Source organism: Onishia niordana (genome assembly GCF_004798965.1).
GTDB lineage: Bacteria > Pseudomonadota > Gammaproteobacteria > Pseudomonadales > Halomonadaceae > Onishia > Onishia niordana.
In genome coordinates this window covers 467727-484398 of sequence record NZ_SDSD01000002.1, presented here as the reverse complement: position 1 = coordinate 484398, position 16672 = coordinate 467727, and the positions used below count along the sequence as shown (strand labels likewise).

The 16672-nt window shown below is 64.1% G+C and carries 16 protein-coding genes; 13 read left to right on the top strand and 3 right to left on the bottom strand.

What is annotated here, in order from left to right; all coding sequences use genetic code 11:
• Positions 1–13 precede the first annotated feature (13 nt).
• On the top strand, positions 14–1213 hold the full coding sequence (locus ETC27_RS06200; protein ID WP_136254117.1) for a benzoate/H(+) symporter BenE family transporter: 1200 nt from the start codon (positions 14–16) through the stop codon (positions 1211–1213).
• Between the two features lie 598 nt (positions 1214–1811).
• Positions 1812–2915 (top strand): ion channel, encoded by a 1104-nt coding sequence (locus ETC27_RS06195; RefSeq protein WP_136254116.1) that lies wholly within the window; start codon positions 1812–1814, stop codon positions 2913–2915.
• A gap of 36 nt (positions 2916–2951) precedes the next feature.
• On the opposite strand, the gene ETC27_RS06190 is transcribed toward ETC27_RS06195, so the two are convergent.
• Positions 2952–3317: a Trep_Strep domain-containing protein gene (locus tag ETC27_RS06190; protein ID WP_136254115.1), complete on the bottom strand. Its 366-nt coding sequence runs from the start codon at positions 3315–3317 to the stop codon at positions 2952–2954.
• Between the two features lie 242 nt (positions 3318–3559).
• On the opposite strand from ETC27_RS06190, the gene ETC27_RS06185 reads away from it, so the two are divergent.
• The 11 genes from ETC27_RS06185 (at position 3560) to tal (ending at position 15609) form a co-directional block, all read left to right on the top strand.
• Entirely contained in the window at positions 3560–4513 is a 954-nt protein-coding gene (locus ETC27_RS06185; RefSeq protein WP_136254114.1) for a sugar-binding transcriptional regulator, read from the top strand.
• 355 nt (positions 4514–4868) lie between these two features.
• The gene (locus ETC27_RS06180; RefSeq protein ID WP_136254113.1) at positions 4869–6179 is read left to right on the top strand and encodes an ABC transporter substrate-binding protein; all 1311 of its coding nucleotides are present in this window, start codon (positions 4869–4871) and stop codon (positions 6177–6179) included.
• Positions 6180–6242: 63 nt separating this feature from the next.
• Positions 6243–7133: a carbohydrate ABC transporter permease gene (locus tag ETC27_RS06175; protein WP_136254112.1), complete on the top strand. Its 891-nt coding sequence runs from the start codon at positions 6243–6245 to the stop codon at positions 7131–7133.
• Positions 7134–7149: 16 nt separating this feature from the next.
• Positions 7150–8034, top strand: coding sequence for a carbohydrate ABC transporter permease (locus ETC27_RS06170; RefSeq protein ID WP_136254111.1), 885 nt, complete (start codon positions 7150–7152; stop codon positions 8032–8034).
• A 12-nt stretch (positions 8035–8046) separates the two neighbouring features.
• Positions 8047–9192: an ABC transporter ATP-binding protein gene (locus tag ETC27_RS06165; RefSeq protein ID WP_136254110.1), complete on the top strand. Its 1146-nt coding sequence runs from the start codon at positions 8047–8049 to the stop codon at positions 9190–9192.
• A 10-nt stretch (positions 9193–9202) separates the two neighbouring features.
• Positions 9203–9898, top strand: a complete 696-nt coding sequence (locus ETC27_RS06160; RefSeq protein WP_136254109.1) for an HAD family hydrolase — start codon at positions 9203–9205, stop codon at positions 9896–9898.
• 38 nt (positions 9899–9936) lie between these two features.
• The gene (locus tag ETC27_RS06155; RefSeq protein WP_136254108.1) at positions 9937–10728 is read left to right on the top strand and encodes an L-iditol 2-dehydrogenase; all 792 of its coding nucleotides are present in this window, start codon (positions 9937–9939) and stop codon (positions 10726–10728) included.
• 155 nt (positions 10729–10883) lie between these two features.
• Complete coding sequence (locus tag ETC27_RS06150) at positions 10884–11516, top strand: nucleoside/nucleotide kinase family protein (protein WP_136254107.1); 633 nt, start codon at positions 10884–10886, stop codon at positions 11514–11516.
• Between the two features lie 112 nt (positions 11517–11628).
• Positions 11629–13104: a mannitol dehydrogenase family protein gene (locus ETC27_RS06145; RefSeq protein ID WP_136254106.1), complete on the top strand. Its 1476-nt coding sequence runs from the start codon at positions 11629–11631 to the stop codon at positions 13102–13104.
• A gap of 24 nt (positions 13105–13128) precedes the next feature.
• A complete protein-coding gene (gene xylB / locus ETC27_RS06140; RefSeq protein WP_136254105.1) occupies positions 13129–14616 on the top strand; it encodes a xylulokinase in 1488 nt (495 codons plus the stop codon).
• A gap of 33 nt (positions 14617–14649) precedes the next feature.
• Entirely contained in the window at positions 14650–15609 is a 960-nt protein-coding gene (gene tal, locus ETC27_RS06135) for a transaldolase (RefSeq protein ID WP_136254104.1), read from the top strand.
• Positions 15610–15622: 13 nt separating this feature from the next.
• Here the strand turns inward: tal and ETC27_RS06130 are convergent, their stop codons facing one another.
• The gene (locus tag ETC27_RS06130; RefSeq protein ID WP_136254103.1) at positions 15623–15931 is read right to left on the bottom strand and encodes an AzlD family protein; all 309 of its coding nucleotides are present in this window, start codon (positions 15929–15931) and stop codon (positions 15623–15625) included.
• A complete protein-coding gene (locus tag ETC27_RS06125; protein WP_136254102.1) occupies positions 15928–16656 on the bottom strand; it encodes an AzlC family ABC transporter permease in 729 nt (242 codons plus the stop codon). Before ETC27_RS06125 ends, ETC27_RS06130 begins: the two co-directional genes overlap by 4 nt.
• Between the last annotated feature and the right edge of the window lie 16 nt (positions 16657–16672).

The window sequence follows — 16672 nt, the reverse complement described above, 5'->3', positions numbered from 1 at the left end:
AGGAGACTTCCGCATGCTCAAGGATTGGTCGATACCCGCCGTCACCGCCGGTTTCGTGGCGGTGCTGGTGTCCTACGCCGGGCCCCTGGCGATCTTCTTCCAGGCCGCCCAGAGCGCCGAGATCTCGCCGGCGATGATGACCTCCTGGGTCTGGGCGATCTCGTTGGGCGCTGCCGTCTCCGGCATCGGCCTCAGCCTGTGGCTGCGCGTGCCGGTGGTGACCGCCTGGTCGGCACCAGGAACGGCGCTGCTGGTGACGCTGTTTCCCGAGCTGTCGCTCAACGAGGCGGTGGGGGCCTATCTCACCGCGGCGGCGGTGATGCTGGTGATCGGCGTGAGCGGCTCCTTCGATCGCATCATCCAGCTGATTCCGCCCGGCATCGCCAGCGCCATGATGGCCGGCATCCTGTTCCAGTTTGGAGTCGGCGTCTTCGAGTCGCTGGCCACGGTGCCGGCGCTGATGATCGGCATGCTGCTGGCCTATCTGGTGTTCAAGCGCCTGACGCCGCGCTATTGCCTGGTGTGGCTGCTGATCGTCGGGGTCGGCCTGGCCGTGGTCCTGGAGGGCGCGAGCCTGGATGGCATCACTGTGCAGCTGGCTTCGCCGACCTTCATCGCCCCTGCGTGGACCTGGCAGGGCACGCTCGGCCTGGCGATCCCGTTGGTGCTGGTCAGCCTGACCGGGCAGTTCCTGCCGGGCATGGCGATCCTGCGTACCTCTGGCTACCAAACCCCGGCCCGGCCGATCGTCACCGTGGCCAGCCTGACGTCGCTCGCCACCGCCTGCTTCGGCGGCATCACCACGGTGATCGCGGCGATCACCGCGGCGATCTGCACCGGCGAGGAAGCGCACCCGGACCCCGACAAGCGCTACGTGGCCGGGATCGCTAACGGCCTCTTCTACCTGATCGGCGGCACCTTCGCCGGCACCATCGTGGCGCTGTTCACCTCGCTGCCCGGGGAGTTCGTGGCGGTGCTGGCCGGGCTGGCGCTGATCGGCGCCATCGCCAGCAACGTCAGCGCCTTCGCCGCGCGTAAGGAGCATCTCGAGGCCTCGGTGATCACCTTCCTGGCCACGGCTTCTGGCGTCAGCTTCCTGGGCCTCGGCTCGGCCTTCTGGGGCGTGGTGGTCGGCGCCATCGCCTACAACGTCCTGCATCGTCGCTTCGCCGGCCGCGAGGAAACGGAGCGGGCCTCGGACGGCACGCGCTGAACGGGGCGAGGTGTGACGAATCTCCAGAGGTCTTGGACTAAAGTCTATGATCCAGGTACCATGAGGCCATTCCAATACGCCATACAGGTTCTTTACCTCATGACTACTTCGACATCCGTAACTGATACTGCCTCGTCCTCACTGACCAAACGTATGGGTCGGTTGGCCTACCGTGTGCTCTCAAACATGACCGAGAGTTCCTATCAGGGCTTCATCGCTCGCGAAGGCTATCGTTACGCCACATCTGAGTGATCGGTGGCAGGGGCGCTCATCCGCCCCGGCACCACTCCTGCATTGCTTGCCGTGTGTCAGGTGACGGCATATTCCCCAAGTGTTCCAGCTCGTCTCAGCTCTACCCAGCCCTTCTCGAACGCTCCGCTTGTTTCCTTATAGCCTCACCGCGTTGCAGCCCGCCTAGTTTTGCTTACTGGATAGCGTTGGTCTTGCGCGCATTCGCATCACCAGGCCGCCTGTCGTAGCATGCGCTGTTATTAAAGACGGCATGGCTCAATATCGCCTCGCCCGATGGCGTGACGGCCAACCATCATGCATTGCCACGCTTAACGAAAGGGAGCTCTCGCCAGGCGAGGGGATCGCGATGCGACTGATTCAGATGCTGCGCCGGCGCTCGACCTGCCGACAGCTCACGCAGCAGCTCAACATCGATATGCGTGCCCGGCTGCAGCGTGCCTTCCTGTGGCTGCTGGTGCTCACCGGTTTGCACACCCTGTCGATGGTTGCCTTCGAGGCGCTGGGGTTTGGCGACGCACTGTGGCTGACACTGACCACCATGACCACGGTGGGCTACGGCGATGTGTCGGCGGTCACGCCGCTTGGGCGCGCCGCCACCGTGGTGCTTTTGTATGTCGCCGGCATCACCCTGCTCGCGCAGCTGGCAAGCGACTACATCGATTATCGCCTCAAGCGCAAAGAATCCATGATCAAGGGCCGCTGGAGGTGGCAGATGAATGACCATGTGCTGATCATCAACAGTCCCGCCAATAACCCAGCGGTCTATTTCGACCGGCTGGTGCATCAGCTGCGGGCCACGCATGAGCTTAACGATACCCCGGTGCAGATACTTACCGAGGCCTTCCCGGAGGGTCTGCCCGACAGCCTGCGCGAGCAGGGCGTGGTGCACCACCACGGCGAACCCTCCGACCCTCAGGCGCTGGCCGCCACGACCCCGGAAAATGCTCGAGCCATCATCGTGCTGGCAAGCGACGAGTACAGTCGGGTCTCCGACAGCATCACGCTCGACGTGCTGATTCAGTTGCGGGATCTGTGCGGCGAAGCATTGCCCTACACCGTCGCCGAGTGTGTGCACGAGGACAGTCGGCGTCGCCTGGCGCTGGCCGGGGCCAGCACGACGCTAAGGCCGATCCGCGCCTACCCGGAGATGCTGGTGCGCTCGCTGGTGGCACCAGGGGCCGAGAAGATTCTCGAGAATCTGTTCACCCACCATGATGACCACGCCATGCGCTACAAGTTGTCGCTCGAGGACGCCGTCTGGTCTGACGTGACCTGCCGCCTGATGGCCGCCGGCATGGGCACCCTGATGGCCTACGTGGGCGAGGACGGCGAAATCGTTTGTCATCCGGCGCACGATCACCGCTTCAATGCCACTGCGCTAATTCTGATGGTGCGGGAAGAGTTCGTGCCGAGTACGGCAGACATCAAGGCATGCCTGGGGAAAGGATAGCGGGCCACCGCTCTCGATGGCATCCGCCTGTCGGCGCTATTTCTTCTCCCGGTACTCGCCTTCCAGCACCTCGTGCTCTTCGAGGTGGCCGCTGGAGCGGGATTGGTGAGATTGGGTGTCATGCTGGTAATGGCTGCCGCCGATATCCTCGGCCTGCTGGGCGCGCATTTGCTCCATGCGTTTCTTCATCCGGTGGCGCAGGAAGGGCAGCATGGCCCAGCCGATCAGCAGGAAAAAGAGGCCAAGGATGGTGCCGACGATCATCAGCACGCCAAACATCAGCCAGGTCAGGACCAGCCGGGGTCCGCTCATGCCTTGGCGCGGCCGCGCCTGGCGAGCCCGCTCCTTCCATTGATGGGCCGCCTGCCAGGCGGCATTGCGTTGGCGATCTTGCTCGTTCATGAACTGCTCCCGAAGGGAGGTGGGTGGTGATTGCGGTGACGCTAATGACTTCGATGGTAAATCGCAGGTCTGGTTCCGTGATCTTGACGATCATGATGAGGTGCGAGGGTACAGACAAGCTTGGCACGCCGTGACACTGTCGTCACGCAGGCGAAAGTGCCGATCATGACGGGGCGTTGTGTATTGCCGACAGCCTTGCGATGATCCTTGGCAAAGATGACCAACGGGAATGATGCAACCACGTGGACAAGTTTGAGCAACGATTGGATCAGGCCGCACGCGCGGCTTGGCTTTCCTATGTAGGCGGTCGCACTCAGGATGAGATCGCCAGCCAGCTCGGTGTTTCGCGTCCCGGGGTGCAACGCCTGTTAGCGCTGGCGCGCCAGGAAGGGCTGGTCAAGGTGCGTATCGATCATCCCATTGCTACCTGCATGATGTTGTCCCAGCAGATTGGCGAGCGTTTCGGTCTGGACTTTTGCGACGTGGTGCCCGTCGATACCGGTACCGCCGACAGCAGCTACCAGTATCTGGCCGTGGCCGGTGCCGAGCGGCTGGAGCGCTATATCGAACGCAGCGCGCCGCTGACCCTTTCGCTGGGGTCGGGGCGGACGGTAAGAGCCATGGTCGAGGCCTTGAGCCGACTCGACCGCCCCCAGCATCGCTTCGTCTCGTTGGTCGGCAATGTCGCCCGTGATGGTTCCTCGAACCGCTATGACGGGATCATGGTGCTGGCCGACAAGACCGGCGGCGAGCGCTTTCTGCTCCCCGCGCCGGTGGTGGCCGGCTCGGTGGAAGAGAAAGAAGCCATGCTCGGTCAGCGCCTCTTTCATGCGGTGACCGATGTAGCCTTGAAAGCCGAAGCGGCCTTTATCGGGGTCGGGCGCATCGACCGCCAAGCGCCGCTGTTCCAGGATCACTTCATCAACGAAGGCGAGCTCGATGAACTGCTCGCCATGCAGGCGGTGGGGGAATTGCTCGGTTGGCCGATGACTCAGGACGGCGACGTCATCGACTGTTCGATTACCCGTCGCGTCACTAGCCTTCCGCTCGAGTTGCTGCGTGACCAACAGCTGGTCGCGCTTGCCGGTGGCCGTGAGAAGGCGCCGGCGATTCTCGCCGCGCTGCGCGGTGGTTGGCTGAAGGGCCTGGTCACCGATGAAACCGCGGCGCGCTTCATTCTCGACGCCGAAAGCTGATTCGAGCTCGGCTCTCATTTCCTTTCTTTTCCTGGCCCCTCGCGACGATACAGGCTGGCATGCCGCCGTACCCAGTGGTTCGGCCGAGCCGTGCCGTGAAGAGCCGAGCTGGCCAGGTTGACCGTCAGCATCACGGCTCGATCATCGATCCGATAAAGCCACGGCGCATCTTGCGCCGTGGCTTTTTGCCTTGCCTCGCTGCACCCCGCTGGCCCCGACAATCCCTTGCTTACTACCCCTAAAGTATAGGCCCCGCCGCTTTGCTTTTTTCAGGGTATTGTCCGATCATTTGATCGACAAGTGAGTGAATGATCAAAACACAACAACAGATAACTCCCTTACGAAGGAGCAAGCCATGAAGCTGTCACGTGTGCTTCCAATCGCCGGCCTGGCGGCCGTTGGTGCGACGGTTGCGAATGCAGAAACCATCACCGTGGCCACCGTCAACAACAATGACATGGTGGTCATGCAGAGTCTGACCGACGCCTTCGAGCAGTCTCATCCGGATATCAAGCTCGATTGGGTAGTGCTCGAAGAGAACGTGCTGCGCCAGCGCCTGACCACCGACATCGCTACCGGAGGTGGGCAGTTCGACGTGATGACCATCGGCACCTACGAGGTGCCGATCTGGGCCGAACGCAGCTGGCTGACCCCTCTCGATAATCTTCCCGAGGACTACCAGGTCGACGACCTGCTGAAGTCGGTCCGCGATGGCCTGAGCTATGACGACACGCTGCAGGCGCTGCCGTTCTATGCCGAAAGCTCGATGATGTACTACCGCAAGGATTTGTTCGACGAAGCCGGCATCACTATGCCCGACCAGCCGACCTGGGAAGAGGTGCGCGAGTGGGCCGGCAAGTTGCACGACGCCGATCAGGAGCAATATGGGATCTGCCTGCGTGGCAAGCCGGGCTGGGGCGAGAACATGGCGCTGGTTTCCACCATGGTCAACAGCTTTGGTGGCCGCTGGTTCGACATGGACTGGCAGCCGCAGATCGATTCGCCGGCCTGGCAGGAAGCGGTCAGTTTCTATGTCGACCTACTCGACAATTTCGGTCCGCCCGGAGCCAGCTCCAACGGCTTCAACGAGAACCTAGCGCTGTTCTCCCGTGGCAACTGCGCCATGTGGGTCGATGCCACCTCGGCGGCGGGCAAGCTCTTCGATGCCGACCAGTCCAGCGTCGCCGACAAGCTGGGCTTTGCCCCCGCGCCGGTTGCCAAGACCCCGAAGGGCTCTCACTGGCTGTGGTCCTGGGCCCTGGCGATTCCGGCCTCGTCTGATTCCAAGGATGCGGCGCGTCAGTTCATTACCTGGGCGACCTCCAAGGACTACATCTCACTGGTAGGCGAGCGTGAGGGTTGGACCAGCGTGCCCCCGGGCACCCGCACCTCCACCTACGAGAACCCCAACTACCAAGAGTCCGCGCCCTTCGCCGGTTTCGTGCTGGACGCCATCCAAGGCGCCGACCCCACCGATTCGACCCTGGAGCCGAGCCCCTACACCGGCGTGCAGTTCGTGGGTATTCCCGAGTTCCAATCGATCGGTACCCAGGTCGGGCAGATGGTAGCCGCCGCCCTGACCGGTGAGACCTCCGTCGAGCAGGCGCTGCAGTCCTCGCAGCGTGCCACCGAGCGCACCATGAAGCGTGCCGGCTACTTGGACTGATCCGTGTCCGCCGGCCGGGTGATCCCGGCCGGCTTCTTTCCTGCGACCTTCATGGTTACCGACATGAACAAGACCAGAACTTCCGGGCGCACCATCGGAGGGCTGCGTACCCTCTCGCTACAGGCGCCCGCCGTCTCCCTGCTGTTCCTGTGGATGATCGTGCCGCTGGCGATGACCGTCTGGTTTTCCCTGCAGCGCTATAACCTGCTGATGCCCGGCATGACCGGCTTCGCCGGTCTCGAGAATTACGAATACCTGTTCACCGACCCGGCCCTGTGGTCGGCCATGGGCACGACCCTGCTGATGGTCGGTTGGGTGCTGGTGATCACCGTGGTCGGCGGTACGCTGCTGGCCGTGCTGTTTCAGCAGGACTTCATGGGGCGAGGCATCGCCCGAGTGCTGGCGATTTCGCCTTTCTTCGTCATGCCCACCGTCAGCGCCCTGGTGTGGAAGAACATGATGATGCACCCGGCCAACGGGGTGCTTTCCTGGGTGGCAGAGTCCCTTGGCCTGCCGGCGGTGGATTGGTTCTCGTCGCTGCCGCTGACCTCGGTCATCATCATCGTGGCCTGGCAGTGGCTACCGTTTGCACTGCTGATACTGCTCACCGCCATGCAGTCGCTGGATGAGGATCAGGTCGAAGCCGCCCGCATGGATGGCGCCGGCCCGATTGCGATCTTCTTCTTCATCACCCTGCCACACCTCAAGCGGGCGATCAGCGTGGTGATCATGATCGAGATGATCTTCCTGCTGACCATCTTCGCGGAGATATTCGTTACCACGTCAGGCGGCCCGGGCCTTGCCACTACCAACCTAGCCTATCTGATCTATATCCGCGCCCTGCTCGATTTCGATGTCGGCATGGCCTCCGCCGGCGGGGTGGTCGCCATCATCCTTGCCAATATCGTTGCCATCTTCCTGGTCCGCATGGTGGCCAAGAACCTGGAAAGCTGACGTGGGAGCGCGACATATGACGACTGCAAAAAACCAAACCGTGGCCAGGGCTCCAGCCGCGCCGACGACGCGGTCACCGTTGACTAGTGCGCTGCTCAACCGCCGCCTATGGCTCGGCGTGCTGGGCTGGACCTTGGCCCTGGTGATCTTTTTCCCGATCTTCTGGATGATCGTGACCGGCTTCAAGACCGAGGCCGAAGCCATCGCCGACCCGAGCCTGATCTTCTCGCCGACGCTTGAGAACTACGCCGAGGTTCAGAGCCGCGCGGGCTATGCCAAGTTCGCCCTCAACAGTGTGGTGGTGGCCTTCGGCTCGACGCTGCTGGCGCTGCTGATCGCCATTCCGGCGGCCTATTCGATGGCTTTCCTGCCGACCAAACGCACCAAGGGCACCCTGTTGTGGATGCTGTCCACCAAGATGCTGCCGCCGGTTGGCGTGCTGGTGCCGATTTATCTGCTGTTCCGCGACACCGGGCTTTTGGATACCCGTACCGGCCTGGTGATCGTCTACACCCTGATGAACCTGCCGATCGTGGTCTGGATGCTTTACACCTTCTTCAAGGACATGCCCAAGGACATCCTCGAGGCGGGTCGCATGGACGGTGCCGGCACCCTTCAGGAGGTGATCTATCTGCTGTTGCCGCTGACCCTGCCGGGCATTGCCTCCACCGGCTTGCTGGCGGTGATCCTGAGTTGGAACGAGGCCTTCTGGAGTCTCAATCTCACCTCATCCCAGGCGGCACCGCTGACGGCCTACATCGCCTCCTTCTCCAGCCCCGAAGGCCTGTTCTGGGCCAAGCTTTCCGCCGCCTCGACGATGGCCATCGCGCCCATCCTCATCTTTGGTTGGTTGACCCAGAAACAGATGGTTCGCGGCCTGACCTTCGGCGCCGTCAAGTAAAGGAATCTCATCATGGCAACGCTAGAACTCAAACAGATCACCAAGAGCTTCGACGATACCCACGTCATCAAGGGGGTCGATCTCGAGGTCAACGACCGGGAATTCGTGGTCTTCGTCGGTCCTTCCGGCTGTGGCAAGTCGACCCTGATGCGCATGATCGCCGGGCTCGAGAGTGCCACCAGCGGTGACATCCTCATCGACGGGGCGCGCATGAACGAAGTGGGCCCGGCCGATCGCGGCCTGGCGATGGTCTTCCAGAGCTACGCGCTCTATCCGCATATGACCGTCGAAGACAACATGGGCTTCAGCATGCGCCTGGCCGGGGTCTCGAAGGATAAGCGCCGCGAGAAGGTGCTCGAAGCGGCCAAGATCCTGCAGCTCGAGCCGCTGCTGGACCGCAAGCCCAAGGCGCTGTCCGGTGGCCAGCGTCAGCGTGTGGCGATCGGCCGGGCCATCGTGCGCAACCCGAGCATCTTCCTGTTCGATGAGCCGCTTTCCAACCTGGATGCCGCCCTGCGCGTGCAGATGCGCATCGAGCTGGCGCGCCTCCACGAGGAGCTCGACGCCACCATGATCTACGTCACCCACGACCAGATCGAGGCCATGACCATGGCCGACAAGATCGTCGTATTGCAGAGCGGCGAGGTCGAGCAGGTCGGCTCGCCGATGGAGCTCTATCATCACCCCCGCAACCGCTTCGTGGCCGGCTTCATCGGCTCGCCGAAGATGAACTTTATCGATGTCGAGCTGGTGTCCAGCGACGCCGAAGGCGTCACCATCAAGCTGCCGGGGGGCGAGACCCGCCAGGTCCCGATCGATGGGGCGGCCCATGCCAGCGGGGGAGCCCTCGAGCTGGGCGTGCGCCCGGAACACCTCGTGCTCGACGAGCAGGGCCCGATGGAGGGGCGTATCCAGGTGCTCGAGCGTCTCGGCGGCCAGACCTCGCTGTATGTGCAGATGGGCGACAACCTGCTGACCATCATGGCCGACGGTGACGTGGCCTACCGGGTCAACGACAGCGTGCGTTTCGGCTTCTCGTCGGATCGTGCCCATCTGTTCGACGCCGATGGGCTGTCACTTGCCAAGTTGCATCGTCATCCCTTGGCCGGCCTGCGTCGCCAGGACAATCGCGCGCCTTCCGATACCGTCGATCAGTGAGGAGAAGGTCATGGACAGCCTGATCTTCGACTGTGACGGCGTGCTGGTGGACAGTGAGGCCATCGCCGAGGCCACCCTGATCGACCTGCTGGCGGCCTGGTTGCCGGACCTTGCCACCGAAGAGGAACTGACGGCGGCGCTGGGCATGACCACGGCCAATATCCTTGGCCATCTCGAGGCGCGCAGTGCCCATCGTCTGCCGGCCGATGCCACGGCACGGGTCGATGCCACCATCGAAGCGCGCCTGGCCGATGAACTCGATGCCATCGAGGGCGTCGCCGAGGCCATCAAGGCCGTTGAGTCGCTAGCGCTGCCACGGGCGGTCGTGTCCAACAGCCGTCGTCAGCGGGTACTGGCATCCCTTGCGACTACCGGGCTCGATGCCCTCTTGGTCGAGGTGCCGATCTTCACCGCCGACCAGGTGACGCAACCCAAGCCGGACCCGGCGCTCTATCGCCTGGCCGCCGCACAGCTGGGCTGTGAACCCGGCGATTGCCTGGTGGTGGAAGACAGCGTCGCCGGTGTAACAGCGGCCTATGGCGCCGGTATGACGGTGATTGGTTTCACCGGCGCCAGCCATGTGCCAGCGGGACAGGACGCGCGGCTGCGTGACGCCGGCGCCTGGCAAATCCTGCCGCATATGCGCGGTCTCGAGGCGCTGGTTCAGCAATGGCTCGACACTCGCCGGCGGGAAGCCGACGCCTAGGCCGTCATTCAACGCCATGCCGTTCACAGGAGGAATCAATGAAACTCAATGACAAGGTCGCGGTGGTAACCGGCGGCGCCCGGGGTATTGGCCTGGCCATCGTCGAGCGCTATCTGTCCGAGGGGGCCAAGGTGGTGGTGGCCGACATCGATCGCGATGCCGTCGACACGGCGGTGGCCCATTTGCAGCAGTCCAACGTTGAGACCGGCGACCGTGTGCTGGGGATTCGTCTGGACGTCTGTGACCCGGCGTCGGTCGCGGCGCTGATCGAGGAAACCCTGCGTCATCTCGGCGGTATCGACATCCTCGTCAACAACGCCGCGGTGTTCGATATGGGACCGGTGCTCGAGGTCACCGAAGCGAGCTATGACAAGCAGTTCAACGTCAACGTCAAGGGCACCTTCTTCACCCTTCAAGCCGTGGCGCGAGCCATGGTCGAGCAGGGGCGGGGCGGCAAAATCATCAACATGGCATCACAGGCCGGTCGCCGGGGCGAGCCGCTGGTCAGCATGTACTGCGCCAGCAAGGCGGCGGTGATCAGCCTGACCCAGTCCTGCGGTCTGGCGTTGATCGAGCACGGCATCAACGTCAACGGCATCGCGCCGGGCGTGGTCGATACGCCGATGTGGGAAGAAGTCGATGCGCTGTTCGCCCGTTACGAAGGCCGGCCCTTGGGCGAGAAGAAGCGCCTGGTCGGTGAGGCGGTGCCCTACGGGCGCATGGGTCGGCCAGAGGATCATGCCGGCGCTGCCGTCTTCCTGGCCAGTGACGACAGCAACTACGTAGTGGCACAGACCCTGAACGTCGATGGCGGCAACTGGATGAGCTGAAAAATGCCTGCGCGGGCGAATCGCTGCGTTGCGCGGTGCTGGCGCGCCAGCCCGGTCGGAGTCCCTCACATATACCCCATATGCTCAGGCTCCTGCGCACCGTGCGCCTAGCGCTTCATCCTGCTCGGCGATTTTTTGACCACGTGAGAATTACGATGAATCCGAATATTCATGACATGGCCGAACGGCTGCTCGAGGCCTCGATGCATCGCCAGCGGTTCATCGTGGCCCTCGCCGGTCCGCCTGCTGCCGGCAAGTCGTTTCTCTCGGAATGGCTGTGTCGCGAGATCAATCAGCGACAACCCGGCATCGCTGCCGTGGTGCCCATGGATGGCTACCACTTCGACAATGCGGTGCTCGAACCCGAAGGGCTGGTACCGGTGAAGGGCGCGCCGGAGACCTTTGATATCGACGGCCTCCAGCAGGACCTGATCCGCATTCGGCGTGCCGATCGCCGCGTGGCGGTGCCTGTCTTCGACAGGCCGCTGGATCTGGCTCGGGCGGGTGGGCGGATTATCACCCTCGACCATCGGCTGATTATCGTCGAGGGCAACTATCTGCTGCTCGACCAGGGAGACTGGCCGGCACTGTGGCCGTTATACGACCTGACGCTGTTTCTCGATGTGCCGGATGCAGTCCTCGAGGCCCGGCTGATCCAGCGCTGGCTAGGCATGGGGCAGGATCAGGCCGGCGCCCTCGAGCGCACCCGTGACAAGGACTTGCTCAACGCGCGGTTGATCAAAACCGCTTCGGTGCCCGCCGATGTCAACTGGGCCGCGACCGTCTGAGTTCCAGCGCCGCACGAATGACGTCTGGCCGAGGCTGCGCGCTGACCTCGGTACGGTTTTCTACTTTTTGCGTGATCTCTCGCCAGATCGACGCTTCGCCAGGAGCAGTGAAATGATCCATCTCGATAACGCCCACCTGGAGAGTCTTGGAGCCGATATCGCTACGCCGGACTACGACCGGAAGGCGGTCACCGAAGGCATCGTTCACATCGGGGTCGGGGGGTTTCACCGTGCCCATCAGGCCATGTACCTGGATGCGCTGATGAACCGCGGCGAGGCACTGGACTGGGGCATCGTCGGGGTCGGCGTGATGCCCGGCGATCGCCGCATGAAAGAGGCGCTGGCCGCTCAGGATCATCTCTACACCCTGGTGATGAAGCATCCCGATGGCCGCCGCGAGGCGCGGGTGATCGGCGCCATGCTCGACTACCTGTTCGCCCCGGAGGATCCGGAGGCGGTCGTCGAGCGGATGGCCAACCCGGCGATCCGCATCGTCTCGCTGACCGTCACCGAGGGCGGCTACAACTTCCACCCGGTCAGCGGCGAGTTCGATCTCGACAACCCTGACGTCCAGCATGACCTGGCCCCCGAGGCCGCCCCGAAGACCTCGTTTGGCCTCGTCATCGAGGCCCTGCGTCGCCGCCGCGAGCGGGGGATTACGCCTTTCACCGTGATGTCCTGCGACAACATCCAGGGCAACGGCGACGTCGCCCGCAAGATGTTCACGGCTTTCGCTCATGCGAGGGACGCCGAGCTGGGCGCCTGGGTCGAGGCCGAGGTGCCTTTTCCCAACTCGATGGTCGATCGCATCACACCGGTCACCACCCCCGAGGACATCGCCGAACTGGGCAGTCAGTTCGGCGTCGAGGATGCCTGGCCGGTGGTCTGCGAGCCCTTCACTCAGTGGGTGCTCGAGGATCGCTTCGTTGACGGGCGTCCCGCCTTCGAGCATGTCGGCGTGCAGGTGGTCGAGGACGTCGAACCCTATGAGTTGATGAAGCTGCGCCTGCTCAACGCCAGTCATCAGGCGCTGGCCTACTTCGGTTATCTGGCCGGCTACCGTTATGCCCACGAGGCCAGCGCCGACCCGCTATTCGAGACCTTCCTGCTCGATTACATGACTCAAGAGGCGACCCCGACCCTGGCGCCGCTGCCGGGCGTCGACCTGGACGACTATCGCCGCACCTTGATCGCCCGTTTCGCCAACCCCGAGGTCAAGGACACCCTGGCGAGGCTCTGCGCCGAGAGCTCGGATCGCATTCCCAAGTGGATGTTGCCGGTGGTCCGCGCCCAGCTCGAGATGGGGGGCGATATCCATCGTTGCGCCGCGGTGGTGGCAAGCTGGGCGCGCTATGCGGAGGGCGTCGACGAGCAGGGCGAGGCGATCACGGTGGTCGACCGCCTCAAGGACGAGCTGATGGCGATCGCGGCCCAAAACCGCGACCACTCCACTGTCTTTATCGAGAACCGCGAGCTGTTCGGTGACCTCGCCGAGAACGCGCGCTTCCGCGAGGCCTATCTCGCCGCGCTCGACAGCCTGCATCGTCTCGGTTCCCGAGCTACGCTGGAAGCGCTGATCAAGGACTGAACAGGGATTAACGAGGAGTTAGCCATGTATCTTGGCGTGGACTGCGGCACCCAGAGTACCAAGGTGGTGGTGGTCGATATCGACGCCGCCGCCATTCTCGGCGAGGCGAGCCGGTCGCATCGCCTGATCGAGGGGGCCAATGGCCGGCGCGAACAGCATCCCGGCGACTGGCTCGAGGCGTTTCGCGGCGCCTTTCATGACGCCGTGGCCAAGGCGAATATCGATCCTGGTGCGATTCGCGCCATCGGCGTCTCGGGGCAGCAGCACGGCCTGGTCGCGCTGGATCGCGACGGTGAGCCGGTCTATCCGGCCAAGCTGTGGTGCGACACCGAAACCGCCGATCACAATGCCGCACTGGTTGAGCGTCTGGGTGGTGAGGCCGGCTGTCTCGAGCGGTTAGGCCTGGTCCTGCAGACCGGTTATACCGCCTCGAAGCTCGCCTGGCTGCGCGACACCCATCCCGAGGCCTATCGGCGTATCGACAGCCTGCTGTTGCCTCACGACTATCTCAACTTCTGGTTGACCGGCGAGCGGGTCAGCGAGGCCGGTGATGCCTCCGGCACCGGCTATTTCGATACGCGGCGCCGCGAGTGGCGCCTCGATGTCTTCGCCGAGATCGCTCCCGAGCTCGATGCGCAGGCGGTGTTGCCAAGGCTGATCGACGCCCACCAGCCGGCGGGCGTCGTGCGCCCGGCGCTGGCGCGGGAGTTGGGGCTTGCCGATGGAGTGGTGGTCTCGAGCGGCGGTGGCGATAACATGCTCGGCGCCATCGGGACCGGCAACATCCGCCCGGGCGAAATCACCATGAGCCTTGGCACCTCCGGCACGATCTGTGCGCATGCCAGTCAGCCGGTTGAGGCCGAAAGCGATATGGTCGCCAACTTTTGTTCAAGCGACGGCGGCTGGCTGCCGCTGATCTGCACCATGAACGTCACCTCGGCGACCACCCGGGTCCGCGAGCTGTTTGGACTGGAACTCGACGATTTCGGTGAGCACATCGCCTCTGCCCCGATCGGCGCCGAGGGCGTACTGATGTTGCCGTTCTTCGATGGTGAGCGGGTGCCCGCGCTGCCGCACGCCTCAGCCAGCCTGCTAGGACTGACCGGCACCAACCTCAAGCGGGCCAACCTGTGTCGGGCGGTGATGGAGGGAGCAACCTTCGGGATGCGCTATGGCATGGAGCAGCTTGGCTCACTTGCCGCTGGTGCCCGGCAGATTCGCCTGATCGGTGGTGGGTCGAAGAGCCCGGTGTGGCGCCAGATGGTGGCCGATATCACCGGCATTCCGGTGATCAGCCTGCGGGTCACCGATGCTGCGGCGCTGGGGGCGGCGCTTCAGGCGGCCTGGTGTGAACGCCGGGGCGACATCTCGTTGGATGCGCTTTGCGAACGGCTGGTGGTGCTCGATGAGGCGACGCGCGCCGAGCCGGTGCCGGCACGCGTCACGGCCTATGAAGCTGTCTATGCCCGCTATCGTCAGGCCCTGGCCGAGCGGCACGCTATCCCGGCCTGATCCCTTGCTTGACCCTCTGACAAGGAGCACACCATGACAACGCGACTCGATGCCCTCAAACGTCTGTCTCTGGTAGTCGCCGATACGGGTGACCTTAATGCTATCCAGCGTTATCGACCCCAGGACGCCACTACCAACCCCTCGCTACTGCTCAAGGCCTTCGACCTCTCCGGCTATCAGGAACTGATTGACGAGGAGCTGGCCGCGGTCAGGGCCGCAGGCGGCGATCGTCAGGCCCAGGTCGAGCATGCGGTGGATCGTCTCGCCGTAGCCAAGGGCAGCGAGATCACCAAGTGGGTGCCCGGGCGCGTGTCCACCGAGGTGGCCGCCAGGTTGTCCTTCGACACCGAGGCTAGCATTCGCAAGGCCCATGAGCTGATCGCCCTCTATGAACGGCGCGGCGTGACCCAGGACCGGGTGCTGATCAAGCTGGCCTCGACATGGGAAGGAATTCGCGCGGCCGAAGTGCTCGAGAAAGAGGGCATCAACTGCAACCTGACCTTGCTGTTCAGCGACGCCCAGGCCCAGGCCTGCTTCGATGCCGGGGTCTTCCTCGTCTCGCCCTTTGTCGGCCGCGTCACCGACTGGTACAAGCAGGCGACCGGCCAGGACTATACCCCAGAGGAGGACCCCGGCGTGCGGTTCGTGCGCGGGGTCTGCGAGCGGGTTAGCCAGGGCGGCTACGGTACTGTGGTGATGGGAGCCAGTTTCCGCACCACCGGTCAGGTGCTGGCGTTGGCCGGCTGCCCGCGGCTGACCATCTCGCCGGCGCTGCTCGAGGAGCTGGCAGATGGTGAGGGCGAGGTGGAGCGCCGGGTGGTGATGGGGAGGGGCGAGGGTACGCCTTCGTTGCCCCTCAGCGAGGCCTCCTTCCGATGGGGCCACAATCAGGACGCCATGGCCAACGACAAGCTGGCCGAGGGCATTCGTCGCTTCGCCGAGGATCAGAAGTCGCTCGAGGGAATGATCGCCGAGCGGCTGGACGCCCGCTAGGTCGAGACCTTGACTACCACAGCCGCCACAGGGCGGCGGTGACGACGCCGGCGCCGATCGAGGGCAGCGGTTTGCGGGTCGCCAGCATCACGCCCAGGGTGGCGACCAGTGCCAGGCGCGCGGCGTCATCGCCCCTGACGGCCATGGGCGTGATCACCGCGACCAGCACCGAGCCGCTCATGGCGTTGATGAAACGCTCCATCCTCGGCCCGATGGGCACCCAGGACATCATCAGCACGCCGCCGGCGCGGGTCAGGTAGGTCACCAGGGCCATGATCACGATGGCGGCCAGGGCCCCGGCAGGGCTGACGGGTAGGGTCATGCCGAGACTCCTTTCCGGTGCGGCTTGCCGGGCACCAGCAGGCCGACAGCGCCGCCGGCCAAGGCGCCGACGATCACGTGGGTATTGGCGGGCAGCCAGGTGAGGGCGGCCAGGGTACTGAGGGCGGCCACGCTCCAGGGCAGCAGTACCCAGAGATCCCGCTTCCCGGTCATCAGCATGGCCATCAGGAAACAGCTCATGATCACGTCGAGCCCGAAGCGCTCGGGCTCGCTGATGCCGCTGCTGAACACCACCCCGAGCAGGGTGCCGATCAGCCAGGCCAGCCATAGCGCCAGGCCGGCGCCGACCAGCATGCCGACATTGTCGGTGTCGCCGCGCTGATAGTCGGTGGCGGCCATCGCCCAGTTGGAATCGCTGAGCAGGGTCAGGCTCAAGTAGCGCTGTCGCGGCGGCAGGTGGCGCAGCCAGGGATAGATGGCGGCGCCCATCACGAGATGACGGGCGTTGATGGCGAAGGTGGTAGCAATAAGCGCCACAAGCGGGATCTGCGGGCCCCACATCTCCAGCACCGCAAACTGGGCGGGCCCGGCAAATACCAGTCCGCTCATCATCACGGCCTCCAGGCCAGACAGCCCCCGATGCAGCGCCGCGACCCCGAACGCCAGCCCGAAGGCCATGGTGAACAGCGAGATCGGCGCCATGCGCTTGAGGCCGGTAAGGGTGCCGGCGCGATCGAGCCGGGCACTGGAGGGGGGAGAGGACATGGAGTTCCGTGGCGGT

Coding starts and splice junctions, on each gene's coding strand:
- ETC27_RS06200 (WP_136254117.1), top strand. CDS start 14: ATGCTCAAGGATTGGTCGATACCCGCCGTCACCGCCGGTTTCGTGGCG.
- ETC27_RS06195 (WP_136254116.1), top strand. CDS start 1,812: ATGCGACTGATTCAGATGCTGCGCCGGCGCTCGACCTGCCGACAGCTC.
- ETC27_RS06190 (WP_136254115.1), bottom strand. CDS start 3,317: ATGAACGAGCAAGATCGCCAACGCAATGCCGCCTGGCAGGCGGCCCAT.
- ETC27_RS06180 (WP_136254113.1), top strand. CDS start 4,869: ATGAAGCTGTCACGTGTGCTTCCAATCGCCGGCCTGGCGGCCGTTGGT.
- ETC27_RS06175 (WP_136254112.1), top strand. CDS start 6,243: ATGAACAAGACCAGAACTTCCGGGCGCACCATCGGAGGGCTGCGTACC.
- ETC27_RS06170 (WP_136254111.1), top strand. CDS start 7,150: ATGACGACTGCAAAAAACCAAACCGTGGCCAGGGCTCCAGCCGCGCCG.
- ETC27_RS06165 (WP_136254110.1), top strand. CDS start 8,047: ATGGCAACGCTAGAACTCAAACAGATCACCAAGAGCTTCGACGATACC.
- ETC27_RS06160 (WP_136254109.1), top strand. CDS start 9,203: ATGGACAGCCTGATCTTCGACTGTGACGGCGTGCTGGTGGACAGTGAG.
- ETC27_RS06155 (WP_136254108.1), top strand. CDS start 9,937: ATGAAACTCAATGACAAGGTCGCGGTGGTAACCGGCGGCGCCCGGGGT.
- ETC27_RS06150 (WP_136254107.1), top strand. CDS start 10,884: ATGAATCCGAATATTCATGACATGGCCGAACGGCTGCTCGAGGCCTCG.
- ETC27_RS06145 (WP_136254106.1), top strand. CDS start 11,629: ATGATCCATCTCGATAACGCCCACCTGGAGAGTCTTGGAGCCGATATC.
- xylB (WP_136254105.1), top strand. CDS start 13,129: ATGTATCTTGGCGTGGACTGCGGCACCCAGAGTACCAAGGTGGTGGTG.
- tal (WP_136254104.1), top strand. CDS start 14,650: ATGACAACGCGACTCGATGCCCTCAAACGTCTGTCTCTGGTAGTCGCC.
- ETC27_RS06130 (WP_136254103.1), bottom strand. CDS start 15,931: ATGACCCTACCCGTCAGCCCTGCCGGGGCCCTGGCCGCCATCGTGATC.
- ETC27_RS06125 (WP_136254102.1), bottom strand. CDS start 16,656: ATGTCCTCTCCCCCCTCCAGTGCCCGGCTCGATCGCGCCGGCACCCTT.